The sequence below is a fragment of the Streptomyces sp. NBC_01571 genome, assembly GCF_026339875.1.
Taxonomy (GTDB): Bacteria; Actinomycetota; Actinomycetes; order Streptomycetales; family Streptomycetaceae; genus Streptomyces.
Window position 1 is genome coordinate 7,330,489 of record NZ_JAPEPZ010000001.1, and the last position, 14,587, is coordinate 7,345,075.

Genomic DNA, 14,587 nt, shown 5'->3' on the forward strand with positions numbered 1-14,587 from the left:
CTGCTCCCGTCGTGCCGACCCCGGGTGAGGTTCCGTCAGATGGAGATGCCGCCCCCCGCGCCGGTCGCTTCCGTGCCCGCGACCGCGGCCGGCGGAAGTACCGTGCCCGTCGACTTCTTGCCGCGCCGCAGCCGTCCTTCCAGCCAGCTCGCGAAGCTCGTGAGGCTGAAGTTGATCGCGATGAAGATCAGGGCCGCGACGGTGAAGCTGGCGATGGTGTTCGCGCCGTAGTACGCGCTCATCGGGCCCACGGAGGCGAGCAGGTCGGGGAAGGTGAGGACCGCGCCGCCGATCGCGGTGTCCTTCACGATCACGACGACCTGGCTGACGATCGCCGGCAGCATCGCGGTGACCGCCTGCGGAAGCAGGATGAACCGCATGACCTGGTTCTTGCGCAGACCGACGGCCAGAGCCGCCTCGGACTGGCCCTTGGGGAGCGACAGGATGCCCGCGCGGACGATCTCCGCGAGGACCGATGAGTTGTAGAGCACGAGTCCCGTGACGACCGCGTAGAGCGCACGGTCGTCCGAACTGACGCTCGTGTACTCGGAGTACGCGGCGACGGCGAAGATCATGAGCACCAGCACCGGGATGGCGCGGAAGAACTCCACGACCGCCGCCGCCGGTATCCGGATCCAGACGTGGTCGGAGAGCCGGGCTATGCCGAAGAAGGCGCCGAGCGGCAGGGCGATGACCATGGAGAGGGCCGCGGCCTTCAGCGTGTTCTGCAGCCCTGGCCAGAGGTACGTGCTCCAGGCCTCGCCATGAACGAAGGGCTTCCACTTCTCCCAGGCCAGTTGGTCCTTGTCGTTGAGGCTGGTGATCACCCACCACAACAGGGCCGCGAAGGCGACCAGGAACAGTGCCGAGTAGAGGATGTTGCGCCGCTTGGCACGAGGGCCCTGGGCGTCGTAGAGGACGGACGTCATCGCTTCACCGCCACCTTCTTGCCCACCCAGCCGAGAAGGAGGCCGGTCGGCAGCGTCAGACACATGAATCCGAACGCGAAGACCGCGGAGATCGCGATGAGTTGCGCCTCGTTCTCGATCATGTTCTTCATGAGGGTCGCCGCTTCGGCGACACCGATCGCGGCCGCGATCGTCGTGTTCTTCGTCAGGGCGATCAGTACGTTGGTCAGTGGACCGACGACCGAACGGAACGCCTGCGGCAGCACTATCAGCGTCAGCACCTGGGTGAAGTTGAGGCCGATCGCGCGGGCCGCCTCCGCCTGCCCGACGGGCACGGTGTTGATGCCGGACCGCAGAGACTCACAGACGAACGCCGAGGTGTAGGCGATCAGACCGAGCACGGCGAGCCGGAAGTTGATGGTGTCGAAATCATCCGCGCCGAGACTGACGCCCAGGGTCTGGTTGAGGCCGAGGGACGTGAACAGGATGATCACGGTCAGCGGGATGTTCCGCACGGTGTTCACGTAGGCGGTACCGAAACCGCGCATGAGGGGCACCGGGCCGACCCGCATGGCGGCCAGCATCGTTCCCCAGATCAGGGAGCCGACGGCTGAGAAGACGGTGAGTTTCACCGTCACCCAGAAGGCTCCCAGCAGGTCGTAACCTTGAAGAAAGTCGAACACGATCTCCCGCGCTTCCGCGTGTGGTGGTGCCCGGGTGCGCCGCCCCCCGAGGGCGGCGCACCGGCGGGCCCTTCATCAGCTGACGATGTTGCCGATCTTCGGCGCAGGCTCGTTCTTGTACTCCGCCGGGCCGAAGTTGGCCGTCACGGCCTTCTCCCAGGAACCGTCGGAGACCATGGACTCCAGAGCAGTGTTGATCTTGGCCTTGAGGGCGCTGCCCTTCTTGACGCCGATGCCGTAGTTCTCGTTGGACATCTTGAAGCCGCCGAGCTTGAACTTGCCCTTGAAGGTCGCCTGCGAGGCGTAGCCGGCGAGAATCGAGTCGTCCGTGGTCAGGGCGTCGATCGCCTTGTTCTGCAGACCGGTCAGGCAGGCCGAGTACGTCGGGTACTTCTGGAGCTGGGCCTTGGGCGCCAGCTTGTCGTGCACGTTCTGTGCCGAGGTCGAACCGGTCACCGAACACAGCTTCTTGCTGTTGAGGTCCGACGGCGACTTGATCGTGTCGTCGTCTGCCCGGATCAGGACGTCCTGGTGCGCGAGCAGGTAGGGGCCGGCGAAGTCGACCTTCGCCTGGCGCTCCGGGGTGATGGAGTAGGAGGCGGCGATGAAGTCGACGTCACCGCGCTTGAGCGCGTCCTCGCGGTCGGCGCTCTTCGTCTCCCGCCACTGGATCTGGTTGGTGCTGTAGCCCAGCTTCTTGGCCACGTATGTGGCGACGTCGACGTCGAAGCCCGAGTAGCCCTGGGGCGTTTTCTGGCCGATGCCCGGCTGGTCGAACTTGATACCGATGGTGATCTTCTTGCCGCCACCGGAGTCGCTGTCCTTCTTGTCGCCCGAACCGCACGCCGTGGCGGTCGCGGCGAGCGAGAGCACAACAGCCGCCGCGGCGGTGACCTTACGGAGCTTCATGGTGAACATCCTTTACGTGGGGCGGAGTTGAAAGTCTTCGATCAGAGTCGTCAGGCAGACGCTTCGCACAGGGGCTTCAGTGAGGGCTGTCAGTTCGGAAGTGAACCTCGGCGGCGAAGCAGCACAGGCGGTCAGTGGTGCAGGATCTTCGACAGGAAGTCCTTCGCGCGGTCGCTGCGCGGGCTGCTGAAGAACTGGTCGGGCGCGGCCTGTTCGACGATGCGGCCGTCCGCCATGAAGACCACGCGGTTCGCGGCGGAGCGCGCGAAGCCCATCTCGTGGGTGACGACGACCATGGTCATGCCGTCGCGCGCGAGCTGCTGCATGACTTCCAGCACCTCGTTGATCATCTCCGGGTCGAGGGCCGACGTCGGCTCGTCGAAGAGCATGACCTTCGGGTCCATCGCCAGCGCCCGCGCGATGGCGACGCGTTGCTGCTGGCCGCCGGAGAGCTGTGCGGGGTACTTGTCGGCCTGAGTGCCCACGCCGACCCGGTCGAGCAGTGTCCGGGCCTTCTCCTCGGCCTGCTTCTTGTCCGCCTTGCGGACCTTGATCTGCCCGAGCATCACGTTCTCGAGCACCGTCTTGTGCGCGAAGAGGTTGAAGGACTGGAAGACCATGCCCACGTCCGCGCGCAACCGGGCGAGCGCCTTGCCCTCCTCGGGCAGCGGCTTGCCGTCGATCGTGATGTCGCCCGAATCGATCGTCTCCAGGCGGTTGACGGTGCGGCACAGGGTGGACTTCCCGGACCCGGAGGGCCCGATGACCACGACGACCTCGCCACGGGCGATCGTCAGGTCGATGTCCTGGAGCACGTGCAACGCGCCGAAGTGCTTGTTGACGCTCTTCAGGACGACCAGGTCCTCGGTCGCGGCCACGTCATCCTTGGCCACCGATACTTCGGTCATCGCTCTGGGGCTCCGTCCTCCTCGGTTTCGGTGGACAGTAGTGAGCCCGTGCGACCAGCGTCATTACATCTGAGGGGAACTTGAGCATCACGATCGGATAGCAATCGGACACGTGTCGTAGCCGCGCGCGGACGCCGGGTGTGCGCCGGGTACGCGGCAGGGTACCGGCTGGGTAACGGAAGCCCTCCGCAACCGGAACCCTCTTGACGCCGTCCTTGTCCATCGGCGTGACTGCCAGGGGGCACGCACGTGTGCCCTGGTTGTACAAACTGAGACTGTTTGAAGTTGTACAAGTCGGGACCGTACGCAGCTGTCCGGGCCGTGACCGCACGTACGAAGGACACGAACGAAAGAACCGTGCGAGCGAAGCACCGTACGAGCGAGGAACCGGGGCGGACGACCGATGGACCGGAGGGGGCCGGAATGAGACTGCTGCTCGTCGAGGACGACAACCACGTCGCCGCCGCCCTGTCCGCCGTGCTGGCGCGCCACGGCTTCGAGGTCACACACGCCCGCAGCGGCGAGGAGGCTCTGCAGGCACTGGTCCCGGAGAGCGACGGTTTCGGTGTCGTCCTGCTCGACCTGGGCCTGCCCGACCAGGACGGCTACGAGGTCTGCGGCAAGATCCGCAAGCGCACCAGCACCCCGGTCATCATGGTCACGGCCCGCTCCGACGTACGCTCCCGCATCCACGGCCTCAACCTCGGCGCCGACGACTACGTGGTGAAGCCCTACGACACCGGGGAGCTGCTCGCCCGTATCCACGCCGTCAGCCGCCGCAGCGTCCACGACGAGACCGGGGCGGCCGGCGACGCCGCCCTGCGGCTCGGCCAGGTCCGCATCGAACTGCCCACCCGCCAGGTGAGCGTGGGCGGTTCGGTCGTCCAGTTGACCCGCAAGGAGTTCGACCTGCTCGCGCTGCTCGCCCAGCGGCCCGGCGTGGTCTTCCGCCGGGAACAGATCATCAGCGAGGTCTGGCGCACCAGTTGGGAGGGGACCGGGCGCACCCTGGAGGTGCACGTCGCGTCCCTGCGCTCCAAGCTGCGGATGCCGGCGCTGATCGAGACCGTGCGCGGTGTGGGGTACCGCCTCGTCGCCCCCACGTCGTAGCGTGCACCGTGCGCACCCGCCTGCTTCCCCTGCTCATCGTCCTGATGGCCGCCGTGCTGCTCGCGCTCGGCATCCCGCTCGCCGGGAGTGTCGCGGCCGCCGAGCAGCAGCGCGTGGTCGTCGACCGCATCGACGACACGGCACGCTTCGCCGCCCTCGCGCAGTTCGTCACCGACCAGCCGACGGGTCCCCGGGTGAGCGCCGTCGACGAGCGCCGGCAGACCCTGATCAAGGAACTCGCCGCGTACTACGACGTGTACGGCATCCGCACGGGCGTCTTCTACCGCAACCTCGCCGTCATGGCCAACGCGCCGGAGACCCTGTACCTGCCCGCGGAGGGCGAGGGCCGCGAGGCCTTCAACGAGGCGCTCCTCGGCCGCCGCAGCCACGACCCGGAGCAGGTCTGGCCCTGGCAGCGCCACCGGCTCGTCGTCGCGTCCCCGGTCATCCGGGACGGTGACGTCATCGCCGTCGTCGTCACCGACTCGCCCACCGGACAGATGCGTTCGAAGATCCTGCACGGCTGGCTGATCATCGGCGCGGGCGAGATCGCCGCGATGCTCCTCGCCCTCGGCGCGGCGCTGCGGCTGACCGGCTGGGTGCTCAGGCCGGTGCGCGTCCTCGACGCCACCACCCACGACATCGCGACCGGACGCCTGAAGTCCCGGGTGGCGCCCGCCGGCGGCCCGCCGGAACTCAGGCGCCTGGCACGGTCGTTCAACGAGATGGCGGACAACGTCGAGGACGTCCTGGAGCAGCAGCGAGCCTTCGTCGCCGACGCCTCGCACCAACTGCGCAACCCCCTCTCGGCGTTGCTGCTGCGCATCGAGCTGCTCGCCCTCGAACTGCCGGAGGGCAACGAGGAGATCGCGTCCGTCCGCACCGAAGGCAAGCGGCTCGCCGAGGTCCTGGACGACCTGCTCGACCTCGCGCTCGCCGAGCACGCCGAGGCGGACCTGCGGCTCACCGACATCGGCGAGCTGACGGCCGAGCGCGTCGCCTCCTGGTCACCCCTCGCCGACAGCATGGGCGTACGGCTGACCGGTACCTGCCCGGCCACCACCGCCTGGGCCGACCCGGTCACGCTGTCCAGCGCCCTGGACGCGGTGATAGACAACGCCCTGAAATTCACGCCGGAGGGGGAGAGCGTCGAGGTGGAGGTCTTCTCGAACGGCGAGGTCTCGAAGGTCGTCGTCACCGATCGCGGGCCGGGCCTGAGCGACGAGGAACTCGTCCGCATCGGCGACCGCTTCTGGCGCAGCGCCGGGCACCAGAACATCAAGGGGTCGGGCCTCGGCCTGTCCATCTCGCGGGTCCTGCTCTCGGCCGGCGGCGGCTCCCTCTCGTACGCCCATCACGAGCCGCGCGGGCTGAAGGTGACGGTGACGGTGCCGAGGTCCGAACCGGCGTCCTGACATCCGTCGCGTCCCGGCGTTGCGGTGTTCTGACGCCCGTCGCGTTCCGGCGTTCCGGTGTTCTGACGCCCGTCGCGTTCCGGCCGGATGTCCTGCCCCGGCCGGTGTCGTCGTGGCCTAGGGCTTGACCGAGCGGTAGTAGCGCCGGGCGCCCTCGTGCAGGGGGAGCGGGTCCGTGTAGATCGCCGTCCGCAGGTCCACCAGCTGGGCCGCGTGGACCTGGGAGCCGATGTGGTCCCGGCTGTTGATCACCGTACGCGTGAGCTCCTCCGTCAGCCGAGCGTCCGAGTCCTCCCGGGTGATCAGGAAGTTCGCCACCGCCAGCGTCTGCACGGAGGCGCCCTGCTGTGCCGCCGGATAGGCGTCGGCGGGCATCACGGCGGCCCGGTAGTAGCGGGAGGCGCCACCCTGCTCGTGCAGCTTCGCGACCAGGTCGCTGCCGATCGGCACCAGCCTGATGTCGAAGTTCTTCGAGAGCTCCTGGACGGCGCTGGTCGGCAGGCCGCCCGACCAGAAGAAGGCGTCGATCCTGTGCTGTTCGAGCAGGTCGGGCATGGTCCCGATGCCGTCGGAGAAGGGCGCGATGTCGTGCTTCGGATCGAGGCCGGCCGCCTGGAGCACATGGTCGGCTATCAGCCGTACCCCGGAGCCGTCCGGCCCCACGGCGACCTTCCTGCCCCGCAGGTCCGCCACCGACCGCACGGACGAGGCGCGCGGGACCACGAGGTGCACGTAGTCGTCATAGAGCCGCGCGCAGCCGCGCAACCGGCCGGCGCCCGGCCTGTTCTCCAGCAGGTACGTCTCCACGGCGTCGGCCGCCGCGATGGTGAAGTCGGCCTGGCCGGTGGCCACGCGGCGCACGTTCTCCTGCGAGCCGTCACTGTTCTTCAGGCGTACGTCGAGGCGTGGCATGTCCTTGGCGATCGCGCTCTGCAGGAGCACACCGTACTTCTGGTAGACCCCCGTCGGTGTGCCCGTGCTGAAGGTGATCGACCCGCCCGGCGACTCCTCGCCCAGGGGCAGCAGCCACCAGAGCAGCAGCCCGAACACCACGAACGCGGCCGCCGAGCCGAACAGCGCGCGGGGCCTGCCGATGCGGGGAAGTGCCTGGAACATGCGCGCGATCCTGCCAGCCCGGGGACCCTCCTGGCCAGGGCGGGACGGACGAGGGCCGTGCAGCGGGACGGACGGGGGGCGGGGCAGGGACGGACGGGGGCGGTGCGGAGGGTCGGTAGGGTCGGACGATGCAGTCCTCTTCCTCCGACTCCCCCTCCGTGGTCCCCTCGCCCGCCGCCCTGGTCCGCGCGTTCCACCTCGCCTTCGGCCTCGCCGCCCGCAGCACGCCGACGGAGGTCTCCCCGGCGCTCGCCGCCCACCGGGGTGAGCTGCTCGCCGAGGAGGCCGCCGAAGTGGCCGAGGTCTCGGTGACGGGTCCGCTGGACCGGCTGGCGCACGAGCTGGCCGACGTCGTCTACGTGGCGTACGGCACCGCACTCGTCCACGGCATCGACCTCGACGAGGTGATCGCCGAGGTCCACCGGTCCAACATGACGAAGCTGGGGCCGGACGGCCGTGTCGCCCGCCGAGCCGACGGCAAGGTCCTCAAGGGGGAGCACTACCGCGCGCCGGACGTGACGGCGGTGCTGCGCGGGCAGGGGTGGCGGGGCGCGGACACGTGAGCCTTCCGGTGCTGGACCGGAAGTGTTCCTGCCCGGGACCGGATGCGTGCGCCTTCCGGCCCGGGACAGGACTTCGCTCAGTCCGGGACGGCCGTCCGCCGGCGTGCGTCGTCCTCCCGCTCCGCTTCGGCCTCCCGCGCCGTCCACTCCTCCGTCTCCGCGGGGCGCCCGCTGACGCCCGCGCGCCCGGGGCGGCCGGCGAACCGGGCGGTGAGGCGTGCCGCCAGCGGCTGCGTGTAGCGGGCGGTGAGCGGGCCGAGCACGACCAGGATCAGCACGTACGCCGTGGCCAGCGGGCCGAGTGACGGCTCGATGCCGGCGGTGACCGCGAGCCCGGCGATGACGATGGAGAACTCGCCGCGTGCGACCAGCGCACCGCCCGCCCGCCAACGGCCCTTGACGGAGATGCCGGCCCGCCGCGCGGCCCAGTACCCGGTCGCGATCTTCGTCAGCGCCGTCACGGCGGCCAGCGCCAGCGCGGGCAGCAGCACGGGCGGAATGCTCGCCGGGTCGGTGTGCAGTCCGAAGAAGACGAAGAAGATGGCCGCGAACAGGTCCCGCAGGGGGCTCAGCAGCGTGTGCGCCCCCTCCGCGACCTCCCCGGACAGAGCGATGCCCACCAGGAACGCGCCGACCGCGGCGGACACCTGGAGCTGCTGCGCGAGGCCCGCGACGAGGATCGTCAGGCCGAGCACGACCAGGAGCAGCTTCTCGGGGTCGTCGCTGGAGACGAAGCGGGAGATGACGCGGCCGTAGCGGACGGCCACGAACAGGACGAGTCCCGCGGCCCCCAGCGCGATCGCCAGCGTCACGCTCCCGGCGGCCAGTCCCACCCCGGCCACCAGCGCGGTGACGATCGGCAGGTAGACCGCCATCGCCAGGTCCTCCAGGACCAGGATGCTCAGGATCACCGGAGTCTCCCGGTTGCCGACCCGCCCCAGGTCGCCGAGCACCTTGGCGATCACCCCGGACGACGAGATCCAGGTGACACCCGCCAGGACCACGGCGGCCACCGGACCCCAGCCCAGCAGGAGCGCGGCGGCGGCGCCCGGCAGGGCGTTGAGCGTGCAGTCGACCAGACCTGACGGATAGTGGGCCTTGAGGTTCGAGACCAGATCGCTCGCCGTGTACTCCAGGCCGAGCATCAGCAGCAACAGGATGACGCCGATCTCGGCGCCGGTGGCGACGAACTCCTCGCTCGCGCCGAGCGGGAGCAGCCCGCCCTCACCGAAGGCGAGACCGGCCAGCAGATAGAGCGGGATGGGGGAGAACCGCAGCCGGGCCGCGGCACGGCCGAGCAGCCCGAGGCAGAGGATGATGGCGCCGAACTCGATCAGTAGAACCGCAGAGTGCACGCGCTCACTCCCGCCCGAGTATCGTCGCGGCGCCGTCGACGCCCTCACGGGTCCCGACGACGATCAGGGTGTCCCCGCCGGCCAGCCGGAAGTCCGGCGTGGGGGACGGGATCGCCTCGGCACGCCGCAGCACCGCCACGACGGAGGCGCCGGTCTCGGTCCGCATCCGGGTCTCGCCGAGCACCCGCCCGTTCCACCGCGACGTCGCGGCGATCTCGATGCGCTCGGCGATCAGCCCGAGGTCGGTGGTGTACAGCAGGCTCGGGCTGTGATGGGAAGGCTTCAGGGCGTTGATCAGCGAGGCCGCCTCACCGCTCGACAGCCGCAGCGACTGCGCGCAGGAGTCGGGGTCGTCGGCCTGGTACACGCTGACGGTGCGGGCGCCGTCGCGGTGCGCCACCACGGACAGGTGGCGCTGTTCACGGGTCACGAGGTCGTACTGCACCCCGATACCCGGCAGTGGCGTCGCCCGCAGGCGTGGAGCCGACATGATTCTCCCCTTGCTCGTATCTCGTTGCTCGTCGTTCGTCGTGCTGGCTTCGTCGTGCTGGGTTCGGCGTACCGGTCTGGCTCGTCGTCGCGGCCGGACGCGTCGCGGCGGTGTGCGTCACACCCGTCCGCGTCGGGTCCCGGCCGCGACGAGGCCCCGCGTCGAGGCCGCCCGGCCGAGGGCGGTCGCGCCGGATCCGTCGCGCACGTCGGCACGATGCGGCCCGCGAAAAAGCCCACCCAAAACGGTCATGCTGCCATCTCGCCGTACCGTTGCGACATGGGTGCTGGCACGGATGGACGGGGCCGCCCGGCTGTTGCGAGGCTGTTGGGGGCGGTGGCACGGCCGCGGGTCGGGAAGGGCGGGGTGCCTGCCGCGGGGCGGGCGGAGGCAGCCGCGCGGAAGCCGGCCGGAAGGGACGGACAGAGGAACGTGTCGCTGTTCCGGCGGATCTTCCTGCTCAACGCCGCGGGTCTGACCGTGGCGACCGCCCTGCTGCTGGGTCCGGTCACCGTCTCGACGCCGATACTTCCCGGCGAGGCACTCGTCGTCGTGCTGGGGCTGGCGCTGATGCTCGTCCTCAACGCGGTCGTCCTGCGGATCGGCCTCGCCCCGCTGCAACGGCTGGGCCGGGCCATGGCCACCGCCGACCTCACCCATCCCGGAACCCGGGCGCCCGTCACGGGCCCGGCCGAGGTGGCCGAACTGATCACCACGTACAACACGATGCTCGACCGGCTGGAGACCGAGCGCACCACCAGTTCGGCCCGCGCGCTCTCCGCGCAGGAGGGCGAACGCCGGCGCGTCTCCCAGGAGCTCCATGACGAGGTGGGCCAGACCCTGACCGCCGTCCTGCTCCAGCTCAAGCGGGTCGCCGACCGGGTGCCCGGGGAGCTGTGGGAGGAGGTGAGCCAGGCGCAGGAGGCCACCCGTGGCAGCCTGGACGAGATCCGCCGGATCGCCCGCCGACTGCGCCCGGGTGTGCTGGAGGAGCTCGGACTGCACAGCGCGCTGCGCTCCCTCGCGGGCGAGTTCACCACACACGGGCTGTCCGTGACCCATCACCTCGACGCCGATCTGCCCCCGCTGAACGACGAGGCCGAACTCGTGGTCTACCGGGTGGCGCAGGAGGGGCTGACCAACACGGCCCGGCACGCGGGCGCCGACCGCGCCGAACTCCGGCTGCGGCGTATCAGGGACGGCGTCGAACTCCTCGTACGGGACAACGGCAGGGGACCGGGCCGGGTGCGGGAGGGAGCGGGCATCACCGGGATGCGCGAGCGGGCGCTGCTGGTCGGCGCCGCGTTCTCACTGGGGGCGGCGCCCGAGCGGGGCACCGACGTACGGCTGCGGCTCACGACGACCGGCGGGCGGCCGCAGCCGCGACCGGGCGCCACCACCGACACCGCCACCGGCATCGACTCGGCTTCCGACACCGCCACCGGCATCGACTCGGCTTCCGTCACCGCCACCGGCATCGACTCGGCTTCCGTCACCGCCACCACCATCGACTCGGCTTCCGACACCGCCACCGGCATCGACTCGGCTTCCGTCACCGCCACCACCATCGACACGGCTTCCGACACCGCTTCCGAGAGAGACCGATGATGTCCGCGCCCGCCGGGAGGCCCACGCGTGTCCTGCTCGCCGACGACCACACACTCGTGCGCCGCGGTGTGCGGCTCATCCTCGACGGTGAACCCGATCTGAGCGTGGTGGCGGAGGCCGGAGACGGTGCCGAGGCCGTCGCCCTGGCCCGCGAAACGGCGGTGGACCTCGCCGTTCTCGACGTCGCCATGCCCCGTATGACCGGCCTGCAGGCGGCCCGCGAACTCTCCCGGCGCCTGCCCGACCTGCGCATCCTCATCCTGACGATGTACGACAACGAGCAGTACTTCTTCGAGGCGCTCAAGGCCGGTGCCTGCGGCTACGTCCTGAAGTCGGTCGCCGACCGGGACCTGGTCGAGGCGTGCCGGGCGGCGATGCGCGACGAACCGTTCATCTATCCCGGCGCCGAGACCGCGATCGTGCGCACCTACCTAGAACGTCTGCGACGCGGCGAGGGGCTGCCCGCGCGGGCCGTCACCGACCGGGAGGAGGAGGTGCTGAAGCTGGTCGCCGAGGGGCACACGACGAAGGAGATCGGCGAGCTGCTCTTCATCAGCGCGAAGACCGTGGAGAGCCACCGGGCGAACCTCCTGCAGAAGCTCGGTATGCGCGACCGCCTCGAGCTCACCCGGTACGCGATTCGCGCGGGGCTCATCGAGCCGTGATCCGGCGGCGCCGTGTCGTACGGCCGCCGCGGGTTCGTCCGTGCGTGAGCGTTCCGCTCCCGGCTCGGGGCTCAGGGCCGCGGATCGCTCAGGAACCGAGGCACTCGCTGTTGTCGCCGCCGGACCGGCACTGCGACTGCGGGCCGCTGTGGCCGGGGCTCGGTGGGGACGGTCGGCCGCCACCGTGCTCCGCGCTCAGGCCGATCACCACACCGAGCACGAGCGCGAGGCCGGCGAGTGTCTGCACACAGGTGGTGACGATCGCCCCGCGCCGATAGGACACGACCGCCGAGACCAGCACGAGCGCGCCGACGACCGAGACGTACACGACCGGCCTGGCGACGCCGATGGTCTCGGTGTCGGCGCCCGTGTCGAAGAACGCGTACCCGGCCGCGTCCAGACCGGACACGAGCGCGACGACCGCTGCGACGGCGTCCACGACGAGCAGGACGATGGCGAGGACGACATCGGCGAACGGGCTCGGCCGCCGGCCGGACTCCGGGGAAGGCGTCATACGGCAAGCCTCGCGTCCCGGGACGTCCGGGTCCTGAGCGCGAATACCCAGCGCGCGCCTGAGTAGGGGGCCGGGCCCCGAGCCGGGCGCCGGGTCCGGTCCGCGCCTCGGCCCCGCCCCCGCCTTCGGTCAGCCGAGTGGGCGCATGTCACTCCCGTACACCGTGCGGTAGTCCGGGACGACGATCCGGCTCGCCGGGGACGACCGGCGTACCTGGGCGACGAACGCGTCCAGGTCCATCGACGGGTCGCGGCGCGGGGGAGCGGTCAGGGGCTCCTCGAAGTTGTCCCAGTGCACGGGCACGACGACCCCGGGCCGGTCCAGGGCCCGCAGCAGCCTGGGCACGTAGTCGTGGGTCGCGCTGCCGGCCGGCACCGCCACCATGGCGAGATCGGGGCGCAGCCCCCGCGCCGCCCGTTCGCAGAAGTCGCTGGCACCCATCAGGAACGCCGACGGACCGCCGCTCCCCGCCGCCACCAGGAAGGCGAGCGTGTCGCCCTCCGGCAGGTCCGAGACGGTCCTCGGGGGTGTCGCCGGCGGTGCGTGGAGCGTGCCCGGGGCGAAGTAGGAGTACTTCTTGTTGCGGCTGTGCAGACTCGCCACGACCTCGACGGTGAGTCCACCGCCGAAGTCCAGCACCTCGCCGCCCTTCACCACGGAGATCTGCCCCGGGTCGACGCCGGACGCGACCAGCAGGTGGTACGTCGTCTCGGTGCCGACGACGCGGGCGCCGGTGGTCCTGGCGATGTGCGGCACATCGGCGAGGTGGTCCCAGTGGGCGTGGCTGACCAGGACGAGTTCGGGGTGCCCCACGTGTTCCCGCACCAGGTCGGGATCGGTGCGCAGCTCCGTGCCGGCGTCGAAGGCACCGTCGAACAGACCTGTTTTGAAGCGGGTGAGGTACGGGTCGAAGAGCACGGTCCGGCCGTCGACGTCGATGCGCCAGCCGGAGGTGCCGAACCAGCGAAAGGCCGCCGACGCCGGTGCTGGTGCCGGTGCCGGTGTCGATCCGGACGTGTGCGCCGCCGGGGGCGTGGCCGCCGAACCGGCGGCCGTGGCGGCTGCGGCGGGCAGGAGCGGGGCGGCCGTGCCGAGTGCGGCGCCACGCAGCACCGTGCGGCGGCCGAGCAGGGGGGAACCCGGGGGGTTCTCGTTGTCGCGCATGGCGTCAGGACATCAGGGGCCGGCCACCCCCGTCCAAGATCGATTCTGTGTCCTGCCGATACGGGAGCGCATATGAGGCCTGGTCACAGTCCCGAGTTCCGCAGGAAGTCGACGGCGATCCTGGCCGCGGTGCCGATCGCCGCGTCCACCTCCGGTCCGGTGGCGGCGAGTTCGCGGGTCCGGGCGAAGACGGAGACCGCGTAGCAGCGGCCGTCGGGGTACCGGACGACGCCGGCCTCCATGTGCAGCCCCGGAAGCGTCCCGGTCTTCGCCGCGATCGCCGTGTCGCCGGGGAACCCCGACACCAGCCGGTGCCGGAACACTTGACGGCTCATCAAGTCACGTACTTGTGCGCAGACTTCCGGTGATCCCGCCTCGTCGCGCCAGATGAGCCGCAGCAGTTCGGTGGTCTCGCGGGGCGTGCCGGCGTTGGTCCGCAGGGGGTCCAGGACCGCCATCCGCCGCTTGCGGTCCTCCGGCAGGGCCGGGTACCGGACGGCGAACTCCCTCTCGTCGCACGCCCCGAGCTCGGCGAGCATCGACTCCAGGACGTCCCGCGGGCCTCCCACGATGCGGGTCCGGTCGAGCCCCAGCTCCTTGGCGAGCAGCCGTACGGTGTCCAGGCCGACCCGGTCGAGGAGCAGATCCGCCGCCGAGTTGTCGCTGACCGACATCGCGAAGAACGCCAGATCGCGCAGCGACAGTTCGACGTCGTCCGCGCAGCCCGCGGTGCCCCACCCGCCGAGCCGGTCGGCCGCCGTCACCCGTACCCGCTCCCGGGGGTCGAGCTGCCCGGCCGCCACCTGCCGCGCGAACTCCAGGACCAGCAGTACCTTGAACACCGAGGCGAGCACGACGAGTTCGTCGGCTCCGACGGCCACCTCGCGCACGCGGGGCCCCGCGAGGACGGCCGTTCCGGGCACGCCGGGGTCCGTACGACGCGGGTGCCCGGGCCGGGTGCCGACGGGATCCGTCCGCTCGGCGCCGTCGGCGTCCGTACGCACGGCGCCGACGGGGTCCGTCTGCTGGACGGAGCCGGGGTCCGCCCGTGCGGCACCGGTGGAATCCGCCCATGCGGCACCCGGAGAAACCGCCCGCGCGACGCCGATGGGGACCGCGTGCAGGAGGCCCTCGGCGCCCGCCTCCGCGAAGACCGCGCGGATCCGTTCCTCGGCCATC

Annotated in this window: 14 protein-coding genes and 1 pseudogene; 5 read left to right on the forward strand and 10 right to left on the reverse strand. The window is 70.7% G+C overall.

What is annotated here, in order from left to right; all coding sequences use genetic code 11:
* Positions 1-35: 35 nt before the first annotated feature.
* The 4 genes from OHB41_RS33005 to OHB41_RS33020 all read right to left on the reverse strand — a co-directional run bounded on the left by OHB41_RS33005 (position 36) and on the right by OHB41_RS33020 (position 3,408).
* Complete coding sequence (locus OHB41_RS33005) at positions 36-929, reverse strand: amino acid ABC transporter permease (protein WP_266701942.1); 894 nt, start codon at positions 927-929, stop codon at positions 36-38.
* Positions 926-1,591, reverse strand: a complete 666-nt coding sequence (locus OHB41_RS33010; protein ID WP_266701944.1) for an amino acid ABC transporter permease — start codon at positions 1,589-1,591, stop codon at positions 926-928. The genes OHB41_RS33005 and OHB41_RS33010 overlap by 4 nt, the downstream gene beginning before the upstream one ends.
* A gap of 75 nt (positions 1,592-1,666) precedes the next feature.
* Positions 1,667-2,500 carry a glutamate ABC transporter substrate-binding protein gene (locus tag OHB41_RS33015; protein ID WP_266701946.1) on the reverse strand — a complete coding sequence of 278 codons (834 nt, stop codon included), beginning with the start codon at positions 2,498-2,500 and terminating at the stop codon, positions 1,667-1,669.
* Positions 2,501-2,631: 131 nt separating this feature from the next.
* Positions 2,632-3,408, reverse strand: a complete 777-nt coding sequence (locus OHB41_RS33020; RefSeq protein WP_266701948.1) for an amino acid ABC transporter ATP-binding protein — start codon at positions 3,406-3,408, stop codon at positions 2,632-2,634.
* 423 nt (positions 3,409-3,831) lie between these two features.
* On the opposite strand from OHB41_RS33020, the gene OHB41_RS33025 reads away from it, so the two are divergent.
* Entirely contained in the window at positions 3,832-4,518 is a 687-nt protein-coding gene (locus OHB41_RS33025; RefSeq protein WP_266701950.1) for a response regulator transcription factor, read from the forward strand.
* 8 nt (positions 4,519-4,526) lie between these two features.
* Positions 4,527-5,933, forward strand: coding sequence for a sensor histidine kinase (locus OHB41_RS33030; RefSeq protein ID WP_266701952.1), 1,407 nt, complete (start codon positions 4,527-4,529; stop codon positions 5,931-5,933).
* A gap of 117 nt (positions 5,934-6,050) precedes the next feature.
* On the opposite strand, the gene OHB41_RS33035 is transcribed toward OHB41_RS33030, so the two are convergent.
* Complete coding sequence (locus OHB41_RS33035; protein WP_266701954.1) at positions 6,051-7,049, reverse strand: TAXI family TRAP transporter solute-binding subunit; 999 nt, start codon at positions 7,047-7,049, stop codon at positions 6,051-6,053.
* A gap of 128 nt (positions 7,050-7,177) precedes the next feature.
* Between OHB41_RS33035 and OHB41_RS33040 the strand changes: the two genes are divergently transcribed.
* On the forward strand, positions 7,178-7,612 hold the full coding sequence (locus OHB41_RS33040; protein ID WP_266701956.1) for a pyrophosphohydrolase domain-containing protein: 435 nt from the start codon (positions 7,178-7,180) through the stop codon (positions 7,610-7,612).
* Between the two features lie 77 nt (positions 7,613-7,689).
* On the opposite strand, the gene OHB41_RS33045 is transcribed toward OHB41_RS33040, so the two are convergent.
* Both OHB41_RS33045 and OHB41_RS33050 read right to left on the reverse strand, forming a co-directional pair.
* On the reverse strand, positions 7,690-8,967 hold the full coding sequence (locus tag OHB41_RS33045) for a cation:proton antiporter (protein WP_266701958.1): 1,278 nt from the start codon (positions 8,965-8,967) through the stop codon (positions 7,690-7,692).
* A gap of 4 nt (positions 8,968-8,971) precedes the next feature.
* Positions 8,972-9,457, reverse strand: a complete 486-nt coding sequence (locus tag OHB41_RS33050) for a cation:proton antiporter regulatory subunit (protein WP_266701960.1) — start codon at positions 9,455-9,457, stop codon at positions 8,972-8,974.
* Between the two features lie 432 nt (positions 9,458-9,889).
* Between OHB41_RS33050 and OHB41_RS33055 the strand changes: the two are divergent.
* A pseudogene (locus OHB41_RS33055) lies at positions 9,890-10,828 on the forward strand (sensor histidine kinase); the annotation flags it as partial.
* 233 nt (positions 10,829-11,061) lie between these two features.
* Positions 11,062-11,730 carry a response regulator gene (locus OHB41_RS33060; RefSeq protein ID WP_266701962.1) on the forward strand — a complete coding sequence of 223 codons (669 nt, stop codon included), beginning with the start codon at positions 11,062-11,064 and terminating at the stop codon, positions 11,728-11,730.
* Positions 11,731-11,818: 88 nt separating this feature from the next.
* Here the strand turns inward: OHB41_RS33060 and OHB41_RS33065 are convergent, their stop codons facing one another.
* The 3 genes from OHB41_RS33065 to OHB41_RS33075 all read right to left on the reverse strand — a co-directional run bounded on the left by OHB41_RS33065 (position 11,819) and on the right by OHB41_RS33075 (position 14,586).
* Positions 11,819-12,244 (reverse strand): DUF6234 family protein, encoded by a 426-nt coding sequence (locus OHB41_RS33065; RefSeq protein WP_266701964.1) that lies wholly within the window; start codon positions 12,242-12,244, stop codon positions 11,819-11,821.
* A gap of 129 nt (positions 12,245-12,373) precedes the next feature.
* On the reverse strand, positions 12,374-13,408 hold the full coding sequence (locus OHB41_RS33070) for an MBL fold metallo-hydrolase (RefSeq protein ID WP_266701966.1): 1,035 nt from the start codon (positions 13,406-13,408) through the stop codon (positions 12,374-12,376).
* Between the two features lie 83 nt (positions 13,409-13,491).
* Positions 13,492-14,586 (reverse strand): serine hydrolase, encoded by a 1,095-nt coding sequence (locus OHB41_RS33075; protein WP_266701968.1) that lies wholly within the window; start codon positions 14,584-14,586, stop codon positions 13,492-13,494.
* Between the last annotated feature and the right edge of the window lies 1 nt (position 14,587).